Raw genomic sequence first — 20,709 nt, 5'->3', positions numbered from 1 at the left:
ACGCCATGAATGTACGCTATCGGGTCGAACTCAGCCAAATCGAGCGCACCGAACTGAGGGTGCTGCTCAGCGGCGGCAAGCAGGCGTCCCGCAACCTCAAGCGAGCGCAGATTTTGCTGGCCGCCGATGCCGGGACCAGCGACGAGGAGGTCGCAAGGAGCGTTGGCGTAAGCGGCTCGACCGGATATCGGACCAAGCGACGCTTCGTGGAAGGCAATCTGGAGCGGGCGCTGAGCGAAGAGCCGTGCCCCGGAGCGAAGCGCAAACTCACCGGCAAGGAAGAAGCCTTGCTGGTGGCGACCGCCTGTGCCAGTCCCCCAAAGGGCCGTGCGCGCTGGACGCTCAAGCTGCTGGCAGGCGCGAAGGTCAAACTCACCGACAGTGACGGATCCAGGACAGGGGATGTGGGAAAGTTCACGACCCGATCGTGAACTGACGGAACCGTTGAGACTGACGCTGCGATTTGAACGCGTCATGATCCGATCGCGTCGCCAGGCCGGCTGATGAGAATTCTCGGACCCCGATTGTTGAGAGAGTTGTGCTGCGGACGTAAAAGGTGATTTTCGCCCCTGCAGAGCTTCTTCATGAGCCGCTGCGCCGCGCGCGAATCTCGTCGGCGCTTGATCACGACGTCGAGAACGAGGCCATTCTGGTCGACAGCGCGCCAGAACCAATGTTGTTCGCCGGAATCGAGATAAGGACTTCGTCGAGATGTCTTTTGTGGCTGCGAACGGAGCTAGCGAATCCAATCGGAGTGGATAACGCAAGTACGTTAGATGCCCGACAATATCGGACGAGTGAAATAGCAGTATTAGAGCTAGCATATTGACAGAGAACGATTTCTCCTTTGGCGCGGTACCTGCTTAGCCTCCTCTATAAAGGCGCATTAACTGAGGAGAAGTCGTCCGATTCCTACGGAGAAAACGCCGCCGGGGCATGAGCTCACGACAACCCGACGATGTGCCAGGTGCCAGCGGAGGAGGCCGGCAGCTCCGAAACCCCGGCCATCTCCGCACCCAGCCTCCTCCTCAACCCAAGGCGGGAGCAAAATAGATGAGGCAACCCATCACCGGGAGCATCGATATGTGCGGCAATACGCACTGTCACTTTGATCGTCGCGCCGCACGTGGAGGCGCATCAGCTCGGATGGACGGCGGCCGGCACGTCCGAATGGGGACCTGGCGATTTTGGTAGGTTGTGTCGCGGAGCGTCACATGTGAGAGTTCACACCGACGAGGGTCGGCCACAACATCAAGCCATTGCTTCCGCAGAACGTGTCCAGACGACATGCGCACTAGCGTCTCAAATCCTTGTTAAAGGGAGTATCACATGACTAACGCCAAAGCGCTCGTTCAGGAGCGGTCCCGGCCCATGCCAGCGGACCTTCCACTTCCAGCAGTGGCACCTCCGACTATTAAGTGGCCCAAGGGCTCTCTCCCGAATGACAGCGCTTATGCCGGCTATCTCACCTGAGTCTATCGGATTATGCCTACTTGGCGCCGCCCCTCAGACGAGGGCGGTCGAGTTATAAAACAATGCTCAAGGCCTGCCTGAGGATACGCGACCTTGAACTCTTTGATCCTGTGGCCAATGGCTCTTCAATATCAATTGGCGACAGCTATATTCACCCTTTCCATCATCAGAGTCTCGAGAGCTTTCTCCTCAAGACGTCTGAACAATGGTTCGTCGTCACGCGAGAGCGCCTGCGATCGGAAGCTCACTTGAGCGCCCCGATTGCTGTCGCCGCTAACGTCTCTGCCGATCACTTTCGCCAGTGCTATCAGGAGAGCCTGAATTGGCCTCTCGACTTCATTATCGTCGAGGCGGCCCGCAGCGGCGGCCGGCTCCGTGTGCGAGCTGGCCAATTGGGGAGCCTGCCGATCTATTTCACCGTTGAGGAACGCATTCGCTCGGTGACGCTTTCCTGGGACTTTGCTGATTTCTTGCGTGAATCGCGCGCGCTTGACACCGAAGTGATCGCGCATCATCTGGCGATGAGAACGTTCTACTCTGCACGGCAAGCCTGCCTCGGCGTTAACCTACTAACAGTTGGCGCGAGCTTATACGTCGACACGTCGGACACACTGTTTGATTGCGGCCCAAGACGATCACTACCTGATGCGCACGCTGGGTTAACGACCACCGATGCGATTCGTGAGTTTCATCAATTGCTGCATGAGGTTGTCGTTTCTCGACCAACCAACTGTGGTGCAAGTGCGGTGGAATTGAGCGGAGGAATGGATTCCGCTTCCGTCGCGATCGCTGTCGGCGAGGGCGTCGGATCGTTAACATGTGGGGGCATACTACTGGGTGATGAGAGTAGCCCCAACCAGACTGATAGACGAAATAGTATTGTGGCCGCACTGAATTGCCGCGACTACGCGATCGAAATGAACGCCCACATGCCGGCGATTGATCTGAATCTCGACTTAATCCACCACCTGCCACTTGTTTCGGAATATTACCTTGAGGCGTTCGACGCACTTTGGGGTAGGTTTCGTGACGCGGGTTGCGAGATAATCTGGTCCGGTATAGGAGGAGATGAGCTCTTCTTTCGCTACTCTGGCGAGGATGGTGAAGCAAGGTCTCCGTCGTCACGTTGCTTCGATATCGCCGTTGGACATGCGGAAGCCTTGCTAACGAGACGCGGCCTTGATGCCGCGCGTTCGTCTTTCCTATTTAGCGCGCCTCCTGGCGTCATCGCGTCAACGACTCTTATAGGGAAACTGTGTCATGCTCGACCTCTCGCGATGCGAGGACTTTGGCCAGTGACCCCGCTAGGCGATCCGCGATTGATCAACTTTTCAGCGACCCTACCGCTCGAACTTCGAGCAAACAAGCAGATGCTCCGTCTTTGCATGCGTGTCCGTAACGGCCTTGAGATGTTTCCGCGAGACTATAAGAAGGAGAGTTTCGAGCTTGTATTGCCAAGGGCGATTTCCGCGCGGGCGGACTCACTTGCATGCCAGCTAAAGTCTTGCGCATTGGCGGACTTAGGCTTGGTTTCGCCAGATTCGGTTATGACGCTTCTGAACAAGGTAATAGCAACGCGCGAATTTTCTGCGACGAGTGCCTTGGTGCGTTTTCTGTGGGCGGAGCGTTTCGCCCGGCAACTTGGTTGATGGTGTCCGTCCGACGCAGCGGCTGAATTCTGAGGCTTAATCGTCCAAAAGAATATCAAAGAATATCAATGACATGGAGCGTGGAGTCATACTCCTCGTAGGTGCCAAGCATGGTTTGGCCAATGCTAAATTGTGCACGGGATCGATGACCGAGGGCGATTCGTAAGTTGGTGAAATGGACCCAGCAAACAGTACTTCTTCGTCCCGCTCGTCACGTCGGAACGTTCGGTCCGCGCACCATTTGACAAGTTGCGTGCGGCGGGCCGCAAGCCGCTGTTCGGCTAGACCGCCTGCAGGCGTTCGATCACTTCATGAGCGAATGGCGACTGCATCGTCTTGTACACCTCGACGAACTTGCGTCGGTGCGCCAGACAAAAGCCAGCTGGATCGCGCCGCCATGATTGCGCGCCAGCGCCTTGTAGGCGGCATAGCCGTCGACCTGCAGAATGCCGGAAAAGCCGTCAATTGCACGGCAATCTTGTCGGTGCCGCGGCCGTCGGCGAACACATAGGCGACCGCCGGGGGCCGCCCCGTGGGCGATCATCGATCGCATGCGCCCAGAACTGGCAGATGCGGGTGCGATGTCGCCCAGGATCAAGCACCGGGCATCGGCGTCTCGTCGCAGAACAGCCGCGGCGAGGCCTGGATCGTCTTGAGTTGCAACTGATAGAGGCTCTCGAGCCACCATGCGGCACGCTTCACCCAGCCGGCGAGCGTCGCGCGGTCGAGATGAATGCCCTGGCCGGCCAGCATCTGCACCTGCCGATACAGCGGCAGATACCAGGCGAACTTCGACACCACCACGTGGGTCACCAGCGCCGTCGAGGCCATGCCGCCCTCGATCAGCCGCGGCAGCACCTTCGCCTGTACCACGCCGTCGGTGCAGCCGCGGCAGGCATATTTGGGACGGATCGTGCGCAGCACCCGCAGAGCGCCGGGATCACGTCCAGCACGTCGCTCACGTCTTCGCCGATCTTGTGCAGACCGCCGTCGCAGCACGGGCACGCCGTCGCGTCCGGCTCGAGCACCTGCTCGTAGCGCGGCAAGTGCTTGGGCAGCGCGCCGATGTTGCGCCTCGCCTTCTTGCGCGGCTTGCCGAGCGGCTTCGTCGCAGGGGCATCGTCGTTCGCAGACAGAGGCGGCGTGGCGCCGGTCGCGAGATCGTCCAGCTCGAGCGCGAGTTGCTCGGCGACGATCGCCGCAAGCCGCTCCGAACGCTTGCCGAAGATCATCTCCTTGAGCGTCTGCATCGCCACGCGCCGCATCTCATTCTCGGCGTCGAGCGCGAGCACCATCTCGGTCAGAGCCGCTGCGTCAGTCGGGAGAGCTTCGGGACGAATCGCCATGACAAAACGATACATGCGTTCGCCATCGGCTGCAGCGAAATCCTCGCCTCTCAGCCGACAACGGCCGGCCGCGGCACAGGGCTTGGGTGAAACACGCGTCCATGCTGAACCGTCTCCTTGAGACATTCGTACAAGACCTCTTCGCGGTCGCGGGTTTGATTGCGCGATCATCCAGCGATGGCGCGACCGCTCCTTGAACTGGATCAAGTGATAGCGACAGTTGATTGAGATCAACGCGCGCACCGTTCCCCCGGGCTAAGGATCTCTTAGCGAAACCGGGAGGCGGGACATGCCCCAAATATTGGAAGTGGTCCACGCCGTCGTCGGCTTTGCCGCGATCGCCTAAGAATGGACCTTGCGTTCGAAGGCCTATGTCTTACGGCCTTTATCGCCGCCAATCGGCTGGCGACCGCGCCCTTTCTCTTTTGCTCGCCTTATGGCGTCTTCGGGCTGTCCACTTATGGACGGCTGGATGGTTCGGTCGGAGCCATCCGAGAAGTGAAGACAAGCCGCGTCGCGCCTTCAGCGTCTCGGCCGATCGCGTCCGTCATGCAACACAGTGAACGAGTTGGACCCGGAGCCGGCTGCAGTCGACAGGCGAGGTGGAGCCATGGTTTAACCCGCGAGCTTTCCGGGCAGTTCCCGACGCTTGATGTTGGGTTATCAGTTGCAAATGACGGCTGGGGTCTTGGTCCCGTTGTGAGTTTCGTTGCTGTCATCCTGATCATCGGCTTTGCCGTTGTTGCAGTGGGATGGGCGATCGGGCGCGATGTCTGATTGATCTTGCTCAAGGACTTCGCTCCGGTTCTGAGCGACATGTCGGCAAATAGGAGAACATAATGCCCTTATTTGAGGTGCGCTTCATCAAGACCGTCTGCGACGACACTGGGCACGAGCATCGTGCTTGCCAGGCGGCGTTCACCATCGAAGCTCCGTCCCTGACGGAAGCGGTGCGACGATCGGAAGCGGACTTCTGCAGGCAGAGGCACGTCCACGACTGGACGATCTTCGCGGATGCCGTCGAATTCCGGGCGCCGACCGCGCTGGAGCGGGCCCGGGCCCCCTAGCAAGGTCGATGCGTCTTGAACCCCGTCGTGCGCCGCTATGCGGGCACACAATGTGCCGCGCTATACGTCTTATCCGACCGCCGCCGATTTCTCGCCTGAGGTTGGCGCGAAAGACCACGAGACTTGGCTCGCCGGCCTCAACGCGCGTCAGGCCGTCTCGGTCTATCTTCACGTGCCTTATTGCCGAAAGATATGCCTCTACTGCGGCTGCAACACCAAGATGGCGGTACGTGACGATGTGATCGATGGCTATCGCCGCGCGCTTGAAGCCGAGATCGATCTTGTTGCGAGCCTGGTCGGGGCGAGGCCTGAAATTGCCAGGCTGCACTGGGGCGGCGGCACGCCCGGCATTCTCGGACCTAGCGGCTTGCGATCGGTCGTCGCCGCACTCCGCCGTCAATTCCCGTTCGCCAACGGCCTCGAGCACGCGATCGAACTGGATCCACGTCACGTGGCTGTCGCCTCCGTGGACGCTCTGGCGGAACTCGGCGTCAGCCGTGCAAGTCTGGGCGTGCAGGACGTCAATCCTTTAGTCCAGGCCGCGATCGGCCGCCTTCAGCCACGCGTTGTCATCGAGGCGGCCGTCGAGCGATTGCGGTCAACCGGAATCGGAAATTTGAACGTCGATCTGATGTATGGGCTGCCGCTGCAGACCGCCGACTCGGTTCGAAAGACCTGCGCCTCGGTTGCGGCGATGGGGCCGGACCGCATCGCCTGTTTCGGCTATGCGCATCTGCCGCGGTTCAAGGCCAACCAGCGGCGGATCGACGAAGCCGGGCTGCCGTCGCAGGATCAGCGCATCGAGCAGGCCGAGGTCATGTCCGAGGAGCTGATTTCCGCCGGCTATGTGAGAATCGGCATGGATCATTTTGCCAGGCCTGGCGATGCGCTCGCAAGGGCTGCGGCAGGCGGGAAGCTGCATCGCAATTTCCAGGGTTATACCGAGGATGCCAGCGGCGTCCTTCTTGGGCTCGGCGCCTCCTCAATATCGACTTTCGCGGACGGCTTCGTGCAGAACGTCGCGGATGTTCCAAGATACATCGGCGCCATCGAGGCGGGCTCACTCGCCTCTGCCAGGGGATGCCGGCGCGATGAAAACGACCGGCAGCGCGCGCGAATCATCGAGCGGCTGATGTGCGATTTCACCGTCGATCTCGATGAAGTCGCGCCAAATGCCGATTTTCGCAATGAAATGGCGAGGATGACACCGATGCAATCGGAGGGGCTGGTCGAGATCGAGGGCGCGAAATTGACAATAACGCAAGCTGGCCGGGCCGTCGTTCGCGTCATCGCCGCAACTTTCGATACCTACAGCTGCTCGCGCGCCGCACAGTTCAGCAAGGCAATTTGATCTGCATCAACGACAAAGCCCCTTGGTGGATTTAAGACGTCACCGGAAAAAAAGGGCACACATCGTCAAATGTTGATTGAAGCGGCCGGCAAGACGGGCAGCACACTGTTCGGCAATCTCCGTGACTGCTTGAAGGGCGTCATGGATCGCAGGAACGAGTTGCAGCGCCTGGACCCGCGGGAGATCGAGGTTATCGCGCGCGAGCTGAATCTTTCCAGGACGGAGCTCGCTGCGCTGATCTTGAAGCCTTCGGGTTCGCTTCAGTCCCTGAGCAGGCGCCTCTCCCATGCGGGCCTTGCCGAGGACGACCTGGAAGCATCTCGCGGTGACGTGCTCCGCGATCTGCGACGCGTGTGCTGCCAATGCTCGTCCAAGGCGCGCTGCGCCCGGGACTTGAATCACGAGCGGCAAGCGAGCCCAGCAAAATACTGCCCAAATGAGCAGACGCTGCGCGCGTTAGCGGACGATGTGCGGCGGTGCGCCCCACCGGTTCTGCCGGTCCCCGCCACCCGCAATTGATCTCGATCAACCCGGGCGCGGCGCGTGCCTCCCTGATCCACTCCTCGAGGATGTCGCACCATGACGAACGTCTCCGCTGGCGCAAAATCGATGACGATCGGAGAAACGGTGTTGTGGCCGCTGTTTGCGGTGCTCGCATTCCTGTGCCTGATCGGTGCGGGATTCGCGCATGACGCCCCGTTCGCCTTTCACGCGTCGCTTGGATGCGCCGCCAGCATCGCGGCTGCGTTTTCGATCCTCAACCGCTACTATGATCGTCCGGCCAAACTGCCGCCGCAGGAGATCAACGGGCGTCCCAACTACAACCTAGGACCGATCAAGTTCGCATCTGTGGCGGCGATGTTCTGGGGCATTGCCGGCTTTGCCGTCGGGCTGATCATCGCCTCGCAACTGGCATGGCCCGCGCTTAATCTCGATCTCCCCTGGACCACCTTCGGCCGTCTGCGACCGCTGCACACGTCGGCCGTGATCTTCGCGTTCGGCGGCAACGTCCTGATCGCGACCTCGTTCTACGTCGTGCAAAAGACCTGCCGCACGCGCCTTGCCGGCGATCTCGCGCCCTGGTTCGTCGTGCTCGGTTACAACTTCTTTATTCTGATCGCCGGCACCGGCTATCTGCTCGGCGTCACCCAGTCCAAGGAATATGCGGAGCCCGAGTGGTACGCCGATCTGTGGCTGACAATCGTTTGGGTGACTTATCTGCTGGTGTTCCTGATGACGCTGGTCAAGCGCAAGGAACCGCACATCTTCGTCGCCAACTGGTTCTATCTCGCGTTTATCGTCACGATCGCCGTGCTGCACCTCGGCAACAACCCCGCGCTGCCGGTCTCTGTGTTCGGCTCGAAGTCCTACATTGCCTGGGGTGGTGTTCAGGATGCCATGTTCCAATGGTGGTACGGCCACAATGCGGTCGGCTTCTTCCTGACCGCCGGCTTCCTTGCCATCATGTATTACTTCATCCCGAAGCGCGCCGAGCGGCCGATCTATTCCTATCGGCTTTCCATCATCCATTTCTGGGCGCTGATCTTCCTCTACATCTGGGCTGGCCCGCACCATCTGCACTATACCGCGCTGCCTGACTGGGCGCAGACGCTGGGCATGACCTTTTCGATCATGCTGTGGATGCCCTCCTGGGGCGGCATGATTAACGGGCTCATGACCTTGTCCGGCGCCTGGGACAAGCTGCGCACCGATCCGGTGCTGCGCATGCTCGTCGTCTCCGTCGCCTTTTACGGCATGTCGACGTTCGAAGGCCCGATGATGGCGATCAAGGTCGTCAACTCGCTCAGCCACTACACCGACTGGACCATCGGCCACGTGCATTCCGGCGCGCTCGGCTGGGTTGGCTTCGTCTCCTTCGGCGCGCTGTACTGTCTGGTGCCGTGGGCGTGGAATCGCAACAGGCTCTACAGCCTCAAGCTGGTCAACTGGCACTTCTGGATCGCTACCCTCGGCATCGTGCTCTACATTTCCGCCATGTGGGTGTCGGGAATCCTGCAGGGCCTGATGTGGCGCGCTTACACCTCGCTCGGCTTCCTTGAATATTCCTTTATCGAGACCGTCGAGGCCATGCATCCCTTCTACATCATCCGTGCAGCCGGCGGCGCGTTGTTCCTGATCGGCGCGCTGATCATGGCCTTCAATCTCTGGATGACCGTCAGGGCCGGCGAAGCCGAGGTGGCACGAGCCGCCGGACGGCTCCAGCCTGCCGAGTAGGTCATCCCATGTCCTTCTGGAATCGACACAAGATCTTCGAGAAGAACGCGACCATCCTGATCGGTGGAATCCTCGTGGTCATCGCGATCGGTGGTCTCGTCGAAATCACGCCGCTGTTCTATCTCAAGAGCACGATCGAGGTGGTCGACGGTGTCCGTCCCTATACGCCGCTCGAGCTTGCCGGGCGCAACATCTATGTCCGCGAGGGTTGCTATCTCTGCCATTCGCAGATGATCCGCCCATTGCGCGACGAAGTGGAGCGCTACGGCCACTACTCGCTGGCCGCCGAGAGCATGTACGATCACCCCTTCCAGTGGGGATCGAAGCGGACGGGTCCCGATCTCGCCCGCGTCGGCGCCAAATATTCCGATGATTGGCATGTCCGGCACCTGATCAATCCGCGGGCGATCGTGCCGCAGTCGGTGATGCCGGGGTATCCATCGCTGGCTGCGACCGAACTCGAGCTCGAGGACGTCGCCGCGCATCTGCGGACCAGCCGCGCGATCGGCGTACCCTATACCGACGACCAGATCGCCAATGCCAAAGCCGACCTCAAGGCTCAGCTCGATCCCGATGGTGCGGACGCCGAAGCGTTCCAGAAGCGCTATCCAAATGCGGTTGTCCGCAACTTCGACGGCAAGGCGGGCGAACCCACCGAACTCGATGCGCTGGTCGCTTACCTGCAGATGCTGGGGACGCTGGTCGACTTCAAGCTCTATGACGAAAAAGCCAATCTGCGTTGAAGGTGTTTTGTGATGAAGGCGATTGTCTCCGTTGAAAACCTGGTGTCGCAGTTTGTGCTCAATTTCTGGACGCCGATCTTCGTCGGCATCTTCCTTGCCATCGTCTTTCACGCGCTGCGTCCCCGCAACAAGGCGCCGTTCGATGCCGCGGCGAAAATGCCGCTGCGGGAGGATTGACAGATGAGCGCGCACAACGACATCGACCGCGTGTCCGGCCGGTTGACCACGGGCCACGAATGGGACGGCATCAAGGAGCTGAACACGCCGCTTCCCCGCTGGTGGGTGCTGACTTTCTATGCCACCATTATCTGGGCCTTCGGCTATTGGGTGGTCTATCCGGCGTGGCCGCTGGTGAGCGGTTATACGACCGGCGTCCTGCACACCACCAATCGCGCCGCCGTTACCGCGAATCTCGCCCAACTCGAAGCTTTGCGCGGCGAAAAGATGAAGGCGCTTGGCACCGCGTCTCTTGCCGACATCGAGAAGGACCCAGCCCTCCTGACCTTGGCGCGGGCGCGGGGCAAGGCGGTGTTCGGCGACAATTGTGCGCCCTGTCACGGTAGCGGCGCCGCCGGCGCGAAGGGCTATCCAAATCTGAACGACGACGACTGGCTCTGGGGCGGCTCGCTCGACCAGATCATGCAGACCATCCAGTTCGGCGCGCGTTCCGGTCACGCCAAGACGCATGAGGGCCAGATGCTCGCCTTCGGCAAGGACGGCGTGCTGAAGCCGGACGAGATCGTCACGGTCGCCAATTACGTGCGGTCGCTGTCCGGCCTGTCGACCCGCAACGGTTTTGATGCCGCCAAGGGCGAGAAGATCTTTGCGGAGAATTGCGTCGCCTGCCACGGCGACGGCGGCAAGGGCAACCAGGTGATGGGCGCACCGAACCTGACCGACAAGATCTGGCTCTACGGCTCGGACGAAGCGACGCTGATCGAGACCATCAGCCAGGGCCGCTCCGGCGTGATGCCGGCCTGGGAAGGACGGCTCGATCCCGCCACCATCAAGGCGATGGCGGTCTACGTCCATTCGCTGGGCGGCGGCAAATAGCAATCCCAGACAAGGTTTGGCCGGTTGCCCCACCTCGAGCCGTACCGCCTTGCGGGAATGTAGCCTGATCGGGGGATTTTGATGGGCCTTCCGATGACCAAGAACGTCACACCGAAGCAGCTGATGAGCGGCGATGATGATCTGCCGCTCTATGCGCCCCAGAAGAAAATCTATCCCCAGCGGGTTTCCGGCACCTTCCGGCGAGCCAAATGGGGGTTGATGGCGTTCTGCCTCGGCCTCTATTACCTGCTGCCGTTGCTGCGCTGGAATCGCGGCCTTGGCGCGCCCGATCAGGCCGTGCTGATCGATTTTCCCAACCAGCGCTTCTATTTCTTCTTCATCGAGCTGTGGCCGCAGGAGATCTACTACCTCACCGGGCTGTTGATCCTCGCTGCCTTCACGTTGTTCCTGATGAATGCGCTCGGCGGCCGCATCTGGTGTGGCTACCTCTGTCCCCAAACGGTGTGGACCGACCTGCTCTACGCGGTGGAGCGCTGGACCGAGGGCGACCGCCGCGCGCGAATCAAGGCCGATGCCGGTCCGATCACGGTCAACCGCCTGGCGCGGCGCGTGCTGAAGCACGCGATCTGGATCACGATCGCGTGGTGGACCGGCGGCGCCTGGGTGCTCTATTTTTCCGACGCGCCGAGCCTGGTGAAGGACCTCGCCACCTTCCAGGCGCCGGCAATCGCCTACATCTGGATCGGCATCCTCACGGCCTCGACCTATCTCCTGGCCGGCCACGCGCGGGAGCAGGTCTGTCTCTACATGTGCCCGTGGCCGCGCATCCAGGCCGCACTGACCGACGAGTGGGCGCTCAACGTCACCTACAAGTACGACCGCGGCGAGCCGCGTTGTTCGGTGAAGAAGGGATTGCACCTGCGCTCGCTGGGCGAGAGGGCCGGTGACTGCATCGACTGCAACCAGTGCGTGGCGGTCTGTCCGACCAGCATTGACATCCGCGACGGCGCGCAGCTCGGCTGCATCCAGTGCGGTCTCTGCATCGACGCCTGCGATAACGTGATGAGGAAGATCGGCCGGCCGGCGCGGCTGATCGGCTACGACAACGACATCAATATGCAGCGCCGGACCGCCGGCAAGACGGAGATCTACAAGCCGATCCGTGCCCGGACGGTGGTCTATGCGTCGCTGATCACCGTGGTCTGCGCGGTGATGCTGGATGCGCTGCTGACGCGGTCGCTGCTGGATGTCAACGTGCTGCACGACCGCAACCCCGTGGCGGTCAAGCTCAGCAACGGCGCGATCCGCAACGGTTATACGCTGCGCTTTCTCAACAAGCGCGGTTTTGATCGCGTGATTGCCGTCGATGTCGACGGCCCCGCAAATGGGCAAATCCACATCGTTGGCGTCGATTCCGTCACGCCCGACAGACCGATGATCGTCCTCGCACGCGATGCCACCACCGAGCTGCGCGTGCTGGTGACCGCACCCTTCGACGAAAAAGTGGAGAAGACCCAGCCGGTGAAATTCCGCATCACCGACATCGGGCTTGGCGAGGTTGCCTCCGCCACCGATCATTTCGTCACGCCCTGATTGCTGAGGATACCGGACATGACAACGTCTTCATCCGCCATACGGCCGATCACCGGGCGCTTCGTCCTGATCGCCGTGGTTTCTTTCTTTGCCGTCGTGATCGGCGTCAACGCGGTGATGATGCGGCTTGCCATCGCCACGCTGCCGGGGACCGAAGTCGACAGCGCCTATAGTGCGAGCCTTGCCTATCAAAAGGAAATCCAGGCCGCGCATCAGCAGAACAGGCGCGATTGGAAGGTCGCTGCGCATATCGAGCGCCAGGCCGACGGGACGGCCCGGCTGAACCTGGATGCAAAGGCGCAGGACGGCGCGCCGCTTGCCGGATTGTCTGTCTTCGGTCGGCTCGAGCGTCCCACTGATCGCAGAGCCGACCAGGTGCTCGAGATGATCGAGGGCGGCGGCGGCAGCTACCGCGGCATCGCGCACGGCGTTGCAGCGGGACAGTGGGAGCTGGTGATCGAGGCCGACCGCGACGGAAAGCGCCTGTTCCTGTCGCGCAATCGTGGTCCTGAACTGACGGAGCACTGCAATGCAGTCGACGATCGATTTCTCACATTATCTGAAGAAGACGGGCCCGGGCCTCCTGCATCTCGATCTCGCAGTCGAGGGCATCAATTGCGCGGGTTGCATGGCCAAGATCGAGCGCAATCTGTCGAAGATTCCGGACGTGACCTCGGCCAGGGTCAATCTAACGGACCGCCGGCTCGCGCTGGAGTGGAAGGCGGGCGCGGTCGATCCCGCGCTGTTCGTCGATCGTCTCGCCGAGCTCGGCTACAGGGCCTATCCGTTCGAGCGCGCCGACGCCGAGACGAGGGAGGCCGAGCGCGCAAGTGCGCTGCTGCGGCGCCTGGGCGTCGCCGCCTTCGCGGCGATGAACGTGATGATGCTGTCGGTGCCGGTCTGGTCCGGCAATCTCAGTGACATGCTGCGCGAGCAGCGCGACTTCTTTCATTGGCTCTCGGCGCTGATCGTGCTGCCGGCCGCCGCCTATGCGGCCCAGCCGTTCTTTTCCTCGGCCCGGGCGGCGCTCCGCGCCCGCAATGTCAACATGGACGTGCCGATCTCGGTCGGCATCGTCCTGGCGCTGGCGATGTCGCTGTTCGAAACGGCCATGCATGCCGAGCACGCCTATTTCGACGCGGCGATCATGCTGATCGCGTTCCTGCTGGCAGGCCGCTATCTCGACCAGAACATGCGACGGCGCACCCGCGCCTTTGCCGGCAACCTTGCCGCGCTGAAGGCGGAGACCGCGACCAAGTTCGTCAGCGAAGAGGAGATCCGGACGGTCCCCGTCGCCGCGATTCGCCCCGGCGACATCGTGCTGCTCCGTCCTGGCGAGCGTTCGGCCGTCGACGGCAACGTCATCAGCGGCCGCTCCGAGATCGACCAGAGCCTGATCACCGGCGAGACACTGCCAACGACGGCGGTAGCGGGAAGCGCGGTCTACGCCGGGGCGCTGGTGCGGTCGGGCGCGTTGCGTGTCCGCGTATCGGCGGCCTCCGAAGCAACGCTTCTGTCTGAAATATCGCGCCTGCTCGAGAATGCCGTGCAGTCGCGCTCGCGCTACCTGCGTCTGGCCGAACGTGCCTCGCGGCTCTATGCCCCGCTCGTTCACGCCACGGCACTGCTGACGATGATCGGCTGGCTTATCGCAGGTGCCACGCTCCACGATTCAATCGTGATTGCAATCGCTGTCCTCATCATCACCTGTCCCTGCGCGCTCGGCCTCGCCATTCCGGCCGTTCAGACGGTGGCCTCCGGCGCCCTGTTCGGCTCGGGCGTGTTGCTCAATGCAGGTGACGCGATCGAGCGGATCGCTGAGGTCGATCGGGTGATCTTCGATAAGACCGGCACGCTGACTCTGCCTGAACTCGACGTCGCAAATGCCGGGTCAATCCCTGCCGATGTGTTCGATTTGGCCGGCCGCCTGGCGCTCTCGAGCCGGCACCCGGTCGCCGCCGCGGTTGCGCGCGCGGCAGGCGCAAAAGCGCCGCTGCCGGGCATCGCGGAGGTACCGGGGCAGGGCGTTTCCGGCGTGGTCGATGGTGTCGACATCAGGCTGGGGCGGCCGTCCTGGTGCGGCGCCGATGAGGCGGCTAACCAGATTCTCCAGAACGATCCCGAGGCATCTGTCGTCGCGTTTCGACATGGTTTGATGCGCCATGTCTTTGCAGTCCGGCAGCGGATCCGTCCTGATGCGGCGAACACCGTCTCTGCGCTGCAGCGGGTCGGCTTGACTGTCGAGATGCTGTCCGGCGACCGGGAGCCGGCCGTCAGGGCCGCTGCCGAGACGCTCGGCATTTATCATTGGCGTGCCGAGGTGACCCCGGTCGACAAGATCGCCCGCATCGACGAGCTCGCGCGCCATGGCCACAAGGTGCTGATGGTCGGAGACGGTCTGAACGATGCGCCGGCGCTGGCCGGCGCTCACGCCTCGATGTCGCCGGTCACCGCAACGCAACTCAGTCAGTCGGTGGCGCATGCGGTGTTTCTCGGCGAGCGGCTTGCACCCGCGCAAGCCGCAATCGCCATTTCACGCCAGGCGCTGCGGCTGATGCGGCAGAACCTCTGGCTCGCGGTGATCTACAACGCGCTCGCCGTGCCGGTAGCCATGGCCGGTCTGGTGACGCCGCTGATCGCGGCGGCAGCGATGTCCGGCTCATCGCTGCTCGTGATGCTCAACGCCTTGCGCGCGCGCCGGCAGAGGGAAGCCATCTGATGGAAGTCCTGGTCTATCTGGTTCCGCTTGCGATCATGCTCGGTGCCCTCGGCCTTGCGGCCTTTCTCTGGTCCCTCAAGAACGGTCAATATGAGGATCTCGCTGGCGCCGCCTGGCGGGCGATCGCCGACGATGAGCCGTCTGAAAATTCCTCCACCTTGGTGGGCCCAGCGATGGCCCAACATCAGCAACGCGATCGCAATCCTGGCGAAGATCATCAGCAGGGCCCATCAGGACGCCTTCGCGGCGAACCGAGCGGGGTTCGGCAAACCGGACGGTCGCCACCGCTCAGCGATTGCCGCCCACCTATCAACAGCAGCTGGGGAAATTGGTCAGCTTATGGAAGGCGCAAGAAGATGTCGGCTTCAGCTGTGAACATGCGGTAGATCGTGAATTTGTCAGATCGATGATGCGTAACACCGTAATCAAAACGACCCGCAAACCCGACTTAAACTACAACCTCACCCCCCTCTTTGCAGAGAAAGATATTCTCATGGCCTCAAGAGCATGGCCTAGCCTCTCCACAATCGTTTCCGAAGTTTCTCGATTAGTTGTGCTCGTCGTAAGACGCGAGCATTCGACGAGCTTGGATAACGATTTTAAACCCCAGTCAAATAGGGTCTCACGAGGCTATAACGTCCCCTTCTCGCGTGAACGCTTCGATGCCTCAAAGTCTCGCCGAAAGATTTTGTTCTCGTAGATCAAGCGCCACGTCGCGGTGGAGCTATCACTGGCCGTGAGACCGAGTTGAATGAAAAGGTTGGAGGTATCGAAATTCGTAAACCACCTCGATTGACCGCCGCGTATACCTGCAACGAAGTAGCCTGATTGAGCGTATATCGACTCACCAAGCCTGTGAACTTGAGTGCCTTTTCCGTATTTGTCTGACAGTAGACTAGCTAGCTCGTCGTAGCGAGCCACCGCCGCACTACCTGCAGGGTCTTCGCTGAACGGACGGCTGGTTATAAGGACACGCCAAAGCTTGTCGTTGAACCCAAATGACAGTAAGGCCGCGCTTTGGTCGGCCAGCGCCTTTTCCATCTTCGATGCGAGATAGCTCTTTCCGAAGTCCGTTCCTTCAATTTCTTTGAGTTCGACCCCTTTGGCTTGAACCTCAGCGGAGGAACTTCCCCAAACAAGGCCGATCGGACCATCTGTTGCAGGCGACTGTGCGTGCGTAGGCAAGGCGAGGCACGATGCTGCGAATGCAATCAGGCCAAGAGCATACTTCATAACGCGTCACGATCCTTTACGACTTTGCCAGGTGGTTGAGTAGGCTTGCTCGAATTCTCGGTGAGAGTCGGAAACGGCAGTGGAATTCCATGCTTTGCGGAGTAAAATTTCAATCGGAGTTGAGATACACTCAACTCGTCAGTTTCTGCCTTTAGAAGAGACATCGCCTGAGCCAGCCCGCCGGAGTACCTCGCGGCCTCAAGCTTAGAGGCGGCAGCCTTCTTCTCTGCCTGCGAGAGCTCTTCAAGGATCACATTTAGTTCTTGGTCGGATGCGTCGTGAACCGGCCGACCGTCAAGCCGATAGTCCAGCGTGATACGTCTGACAAAAGAAGCTCGTTTTTGGTCGAGCATGGCCAGCGTATTTCGCGCGATTGCGAGCCGAACCTCGATTAGAGATTTGAGAAGTCCCGGTCCATACTTTTCGCTCTCCTCTTGCGTGGTCGATATCTGTGAGGTGAGAGCGGCCCTGTCTCGATCGATTTCAATTGTTGAGACCTGGGGCTCTTGAAGTACGGCCCCAAGGGTCACGCTCAAGGCGACGCTTAGGATTGTCAAAATGGCTACTAAGAATTTTTGCACTCTCGCCCCCAAGGCGGCGGATCATTTCGCAACTTAGGGGGGTGCACAAGCAAAAAAGACCGAAGGCTAGACTTTGGTCGGGCATTTCTCGTGCCGCGCGCGGCGGATTCTTAGTTGCACCGCGACCACTGCACCGGCATTCGCTAAAGATGGGGGATGCAACCGTCGATTTTGCCCAAGGGTCGTTCGATCCGCCACGCAACCCAAAGATTGCGATTGCCTCCGGATTTATACTTAGGGGAATGACACGAGTTTCGAAACCTGGAGAAGCGGGCAGACTGCCCCCATCAACGATCGAAACCGGAGTTTCTGCCATGCTCACCGCCGCAACTGCCGGGGTCTTCAATCCACGCGCGTTCGGCCGCTGCGGTTCGGTCAAACTCCCTGCCCGAAGGCCCGCTGGGCTTGATCGGCGCTTCGACGCGGTTTGCGCGCAATGCTGAAATTTACGGCGAAGACGATCCGGCTGAATACCTCTACCAGGTCATCTCCGGCGCGGTGCGAACCTGTCGCACGCTGGATGACGGCCGTCGCCAGATCGGAAGCTTCTATCTGCCCGGCGACATCTTTGACGTCGAAGCCACCGAGGTGCATCTTGCCTCGGCGGAAGCGATCAGGGAGGCGCATGTCGTGGTCGCCAAACGCAGCGCCGTGATGGCCCGGGCCGAGTACGAAAAGAATTTTGCCAGACAGCTCTGGACGCTTGCGGTTCGCGAGCTGCAGCGTATGCACGAGCATTCAATGGTGCTGATGAAGAGCGCGGAAGAACGGGTGGCCGGGTTTCTGCTGGAAATGGCGGGCCGCAATGCCGCCGCTCAGTCGATCGAACTGCCGATGACGCGTCAGGACATCGCCGACTATCTCGGCTTGACGATCGAAACGGTGTCGCGGACGCTCAGTCAGCTGGCGCAGTCCGGAACCATCGCCCTGGAAACCTCGCGCCGCATCGTCCTCCGCAACCGCGTGGCGCTGAGCCGGATCAATGCCTGACAATCGAATCTCCTTTCGCGCTTTGTGACCAGCCCTTTCGCCTTTGAAGGGCCTGTATCCAATCCGATCTCATCCCCCGAACCAGGTGGGTTGGTTTGTAATTTTGCAGGTTTATAAAAGTTGGATTGATTTCAAAGGATATTTTCAAACTGACAGCGAATCGAAGTTCTGCAGTTTAGGAGCAAATCAAGATCTAAGTGAGCTGGCGCGATTTGCGCGACTCGCGGTATGCCGTTGTCGTCAATCTCCTCACTGCGCAAAAGGTATAAGATGGTTGCAGCTGCCCGTGAATTGCCAGCTTCAGGATATGCGCTCGAAGTAGATGGCCGACTCAAGGCCGAATTTGCGACCAGGGACGGAGCCAAAACGGGTGCCGAAGAGCTGAAGAAGCGCTTTCCCATGCTTCGAATCAGAATCTATGACGCGCAGACAAAGATTCGAGAAGAGGTCTAGGTCCAGGCGCCTGGTCGTTCCATCCGCATTGGATTTGCCGTGCGTCTCCCTGCGGGGACCGGGCTGTCGGCTGCGCTGAAACCCCGGCTTTGGCCGGGTTTTCACCCATTCGGGCGTCCATCCCTGACGCGAAGGCCGGCGCTCAGCTGAGGATCTGGCACCGGCACGTTGCTCCTGCAACAGACATAACGCGTCTGCAACAAGCATTGAGAGTGAGAGGGCTGGCCGGGTTCGGCCGCGACGGGTTGGAGCTGCGAGAGAGGCTTGCAGCGCCCGTCGCGAAAGATCCGCGATGTCCAGACATCCTCGCACGCGCACCGGCCAGGACCGGGCCACCCTTTATGACGAAATCACCGACAAGATCATCGCCGAGCTCGAGGCCGGCCGCGTGCCGTGGGTTCAACCCTGGGGGACGGAGGCTGCAAAGGCGCCGCTGTCGATGCCAAGGAACGCAGCGACGACCCGGCCCTACAGCGGCATCAACGTTCTCATCCTCTGGGGGGCGGTGATCGAGCGCGGTTTTGCCGGCCAAAGCTGGCTGACCTTCCGCCAGGCGCTTGCGCTCGGCGGTCATGTCCGCAAGGGCGAGCGCGGCATTGCCGTGGTCTATGCCGACCGCTTCGTGCCGGCCGACGAACGGCGCCGTGCGCGTGAGACAGGCGAAGAGGCGCAGGCCGTTCCATTCCTGAAGCGGTTCACCGTCTTCAACACCGATCAATGCGACGGACTGTCCGCCGACATCGCGGCCACCGCGCCAATGCCGCCGCCGGGCATGATCGAGCCGCAGGTCGAGTCCCTGATTAAGGCAACCGGCATCGACTTCCGCATCGGCGGCAATCGCGCCTTCTATATGCCGGCAGAAGATTACGTGCAGGTGCCGCCGCCGGCGGCTTATTTCGAACCGATCAATTGGCACCGGACCGCGCTGCATGAGCTCGGCCACGCCAGCGGTCATCCTTCGCGCCTCAACCGCGATCTCGGCGGTTCCTACGGCACAAAAAAATACGCGTTCGAGGAATTGATCGCCGAATTGTGCGCAGCATTTTCCTGCGCTTCACTCGGCATCGTGCCGACCGTGCGGCACGCCGACTATATCGGTTCCTGGCTGGAAGTCCTGCGTGAAGACAACCGTGCGATCGTGCGGGCGGCCTCACAGGCGAGCAAAGCCGCGGATTATCTGCTTGGCTTCCTGCCAGCAGATAGTCCAACCGCTTCGGCCGATTGTGCCGCGGCAGATCAGGAGGCGGCGTGAGCGGAGTTGAGCTGCCAAACAGAGGAAGAGGGTGCCGCCGAGCGCCACGACGGGTTGGAAGTCGAGAGAGAGGCTTTCGGCCGCCCGTCGTGGAGACAAAAAATGACCAAGGCAGTCCAAAAGATCACGCTGTCGCCCTCGCGTGACATTCCCTTTAACAAGCTGGTGCTGAGCCAGTCCAACGTTCGGCGCGTCAAGGCGGGCGTCTCAATCGAGCAGCTTGCCGAGAGCATCGCCCACCGAACGCTTTTGCAAAGTCTCAATGTCCGCGCCATCGTGGATGCCGCGGGCAACGAGACAGGCATGTTCGAGGTGCCGGCCGGCGGCAGGCGTTACCGTGCTCTCGAGCTCCTGGTCCGGCAGAACCGCATGTCGTTCTCGGTGAGCGGCGATCACGCGCGCCTGGAGCAGGTCTGCGACAATATCGGCCGGTCCGGCTCTGATGAGCCGTACCAGATCCGCCGCACGCTGACCGAGAATCTTTCAATTATCCACCCAGCGCGATATCGGTGAGGCGTGACAACCCGCACCATAGCCCGCCGCGCCCGCGCGCCCGCGTCAATCAGGCAGTCTTCGTCGTATGCATACCTGGGGTCTGAGCAAAGAGCTGAACGCGTCTCAGAAAATTATCGCAGCTAGCGTGCCAAGCGCGCCGAACACCAGCCCGATCAGCGAACCGGCTGTCGGCACGTCTCGAAAGAGCAGAAGCGCCAGAATCGGTTCCACAACTAGAATTGCTCCCACCGATACTGCGACGATGATCCAGATATTCTTGAGATACATGTAGCCGAGTGCGTATCCGCAGACGAGCAGGATACCGCCCGCCGATATCAACAGGAACATCGGCAGGAGCGTTGTGAAATGCCCGCCAGCTTTCCCAAACTGCTTTGAGGCAATCAACTCGGCGACTATCGAAAGGGCTTCTCCAAAGAAAATCGCCCCCACCGCCACAATTTTCAATATTGAGCTCATCGCCTGATGCAAAAGCAAGGTGAAAGGTACCTTCTAAT

19 protein-coding genes and 5 pseudogenes are annotated in these 20,709 nt (G+C 60.9%); 18 read left to right on the top strand and 6 right to left on the bottom strand.

Annotated features, from left to right (window positions below; translation table 11 throughout):
• Positions 1–5 precede the first annotated feature (5 nt).
• Positions 6–380, top strand: a pseudogene (locus tag I3J27_RS34985) (helix-turn-helix domain-containing protein); the annotation flags it as partial.
• Here the strand turns inward: I3J27_RS34985 and I3J27_RS34980 are convergent.
• Positions 381–729: pseudogene (locus tag I3J27_RS34980) on the bottom strand (DDE-type integrase/transposase/recombinase); the annotation flags it as partial.
• Positions 730–1,535: 806 nt separating this feature from the next.
• Between I3J27_RS34980 and I3J27_RS34975 the strand changes: the two are divergent.
• On the top strand, positions 1,536–3,122 hold the full coding sequence (locus I3J27_RS34975) for an adenine nucleotide alpha hydrolase family protein (RefSeq protein ID WP_270163371.1): 1,587 nt from the start codon (positions 1,536–1,538) through the stop codon (positions 3,120–3,122).
• A 594-nt stretch (positions 3,123–3,716) separates the two neighbouring features.
• Here the strand turns inward: I3J27_RS34975 and I3J27_RS34970 are convergent.
• Together I3J27_RS34970 and I3J27_RS34965 are read right to left on the bottom strand one after the other, a co-directional pair.
• Complete coding sequence (locus I3J27_RS34970; RefSeq protein ID WP_270163370.1) at positions 3,717–3,995, bottom strand: IS66 family transposase; 279 nt, start codon at positions 3,993–3,995, stop codon at positions 3,717–3,719.
• Positions 3,965–4,417, bottom strand: a complete 453-nt coding sequence (locus tag I3J27_RS34965; RefSeq protein ID WP_270163369.1) for an IS66 family transposase — start codon at positions 4,415–4,417, stop codon at positions 3,965–3,967. The genes I3J27_RS34970 and I3J27_RS34965 overlap by 31 nt, the downstream gene beginning before the upstream one ends.
• Positions 4,418–4,816: 399 nt before the next feature.
• Here I3J27_RS34965 and I3J27_RS34960 point away from each other — a divergent pair, with 399 nt between their 5' ends.
• The 12 genes and pseudogenes from I3J27_RS34960 to ccoS form a co-directional block, all read left to right on the top strand.
• Positions 4,817–5,245 (top strand): hypothetical protein, encoded by a 429-nt coding sequence (locus I3J27_RS34960; protein ID WP_270163368.1) that lies wholly within the window; start codon positions 4,817–4,819, stop codon positions 5,243–5,245.
• A 62-nt stretch (positions 5,246–5,307) separates the two neighbouring features.
• Positions 5,308–5,535 carry a hypothetical protein gene (locus I3J27_RS34955; protein ID WP_270163367.1) on the top strand — a complete coding sequence of 76 codons (228 nt, stop codon included), beginning with the start codon at positions 5,308–5,310 and terminating at the stop codon, positions 5,533–5,535.
• A gap of 37 nt (positions 5,536–5,572) precedes the next feature.
• On the top strand, positions 5,573–6,886 hold the full coding sequence (gene hemN / locus I3J27_RS34950; protein WP_270163366.1) for an oxygen-independent coproporphyrinogen III oxidase: 1,314 nt from the start codon (positions 5,573–5,575) through the stop codon (positions 6,884–6,886).
• 69 nt (positions 6,887–6,955) lie between these two features.
• Entirely contained in the window at positions 6,956–7,405 is a 450-nt protein-coding gene (locus tag I3J27_RS34945) for a hypothetical protein (protein WP_270163365.1), read from the top strand.
• A 90-nt stretch (positions 7,406–7,495) separates the two neighbouring features.
• Positions 7,496–9,121: a cytochrome-c oxidase, cbb3-type subunit I gene (gene ccoN, locus I3J27_RS34940; RefSeq protein ID WP_370691997.1), complete on the top strand. Its 1,626-nt coding sequence runs from the start codon at positions 7,496–7,498 to the stop codon at positions 9,119–9,121.
• 8 nt (positions 9,122–9,129) lie between these two features.
• Positions 9,130–9,864: a cytochrome-c oxidase, cbb3-type subunit II gene (gene ccoO, locus I3J27_RS34935; RefSeq protein WP_270163363.1), complete on the top strand. Its 735-nt coding sequence runs from the start codon at positions 9,130–9,132 to the stop codon at positions 9,862–9,864.
• Between the two features lie 12 nt (positions 9,865–9,876).
• Entirely contained in the window at positions 9,877–10,041 is a 165-nt protein-coding gene (locus I3J27_RS34930; protein ID WP_270163362.1) for a cbb3-type cytochrome c oxidase subunit 3, read from the top strand.
• A gap of 3 nt (positions 10,042–10,044) precedes the next feature.
• On the top strand, positions 10,045–10,917 hold the full coding sequence (gene ccoP / locus I3J27_RS34925; RefSeq protein WP_270163361.1) for a cytochrome-c oxidase, cbb3-type subunit III: 873 nt from the start codon (positions 10,045–10,047) through the stop codon (positions 10,915–10,917).
• 93 nt (positions 10,918–11,010) lie between these two features.
• A complete protein-coding gene (gene ccoG, locus I3J27_RS34920; protein WP_270172968.1) occupies positions 11,011–12,471 on the top strand; it encodes a cytochrome c oxidase accessory protein CcoG in 1,461 nt (486 codons plus the stop codon).
• 18 nt (positions 12,472–12,489) lie between these two features.
• Positions 12,490–12,897: pseudogene (locus tag I3J27_RS34915) on the top strand (FixH family protein); the annotation flags it as partial.
• 103 nt (positions 12,898–13,000) lie between these two features.
• Complete coding sequence (locus I3J27_RS34910) at positions 13,001–15,190, top strand: heavy metal translocating P-type ATPase (protein ID WP_270163360.1); 2,190 nt, start codon at positions 13,001–13,003, stop codon at positions 15,188–15,190.
• Positions 15,190–15,342, top strand: a pseudogene (ccoS, locus tag I3J27_RS34905) (cbb3-type cytochrome oxidase assembly protein CcoS); the annotation flags it as partial. The gene I3J27_RS34910 and the pseudogene ccoS, both read left to right, overlap by 1 nt.
• Before the next feature lie 478 nt (positions 15,343–15,820).
• Here ccoS and I3J27_RS34900 read toward each other — a convergent pair.
• Entirely contained in the window at positions 15,821–16,423 is a 603-nt protein-coding gene (locus I3J27_RS34900; protein WP_270163359.1) for a hypothetical protein, read from the bottom strand.
• A complete protein-coding gene (locus I3J27_RS34895) occupies positions 16,420–16,959 on the bottom strand; it encodes a hypothetical protein (protein ID WP_270163358.1) in 540 nt (179 codons plus the stop codon). The genes I3J27_RS34900 and I3J27_RS34895 overlap by 4 nt, the downstream gene beginning before the upstream one ends.
• Positions 16,960–17,409: 450 nt before the next feature.
• Between I3J27_RS34895 and I3J27_RS34890 the strand changes: the two genes are divergently transcribed.
• From I3J27_RS34890 to I3J27_RS34875, 4 genes and pseudogenes are all read left to right on the top strand, one after another.
• Positions 17,410–17,994, top strand: a complete 585-nt coding sequence (locus tag I3J27_RS34890; RefSeq protein ID WP_270163357.1) for a helix-turn-helix domain-containing protein — start codon at positions 17,410–17,412, stop codon at positions 17,992–17,994.
• Positions 17,995–18,264: 270 nt separating this feature from the next.
• Positions 18,265–18,447: a hypothetical protein gene (locus tag I3J27_RS34885; RefSeq protein ID WP_027545378.1), complete on the top strand. Its 183-nt coding sequence runs from the start codon at positions 18,265–18,267 to the stop codon at positions 18,445–18,447.
• A 292-nt stretch (positions 18,448–18,739) separates the two neighbouring features.
• A complete protein-coding gene (locus I3J27_RS34880; protein WP_270163356.1) occupies positions 18,740–19,699 on the top strand; it encodes an ArdC family protein in 960 nt (319 codons plus the stop codon).
• 102 nt (positions 19,700–19,801) lie between these two features.
• A pseudogene (locus I3J27_RS34875) lies at positions 19,802–20,179 on the top strand (ParB/Srx family N-terminal domain-containing protein); the annotation flags it as partial.
• A 138-nt stretch (positions 20,180–20,317) separates the two neighbouring features.
• Here I3J27_RS34875 and I3J27_RS34870 read toward each other — a convergent pair.
• The gene (locus tag I3J27_RS34870) at positions 20,318–20,650 is read right to left on the bottom strand and encodes a hypothetical protein (protein WP_270172967.1); all 333 of its coding nucleotides are present in this window, start codon (positions 20,648–20,650) and stop codon (positions 20,318–20,320) included.
• Between the last annotated feature and the right edge of the window lie 59 nt (positions 20,651–20,709).

Origin of the sequence: Bradyrhizobium xenonodulans, from assembly GCF_027594865.1 — a bacterium.
GTDB classification, from domain to species: domain Bacteria; phylum Pseudomonadota; class Alphaproteobacteria; order Rhizobiales; family Xanthobacteraceae; genus Bradyrhizobium; species Bradyrhizobium xenonodulans.
The sequence above is the reverse complement of the archived record's forward strand: the minus strand, read 5'-3'. Positions and strand labels throughout refer to the sequence as shown.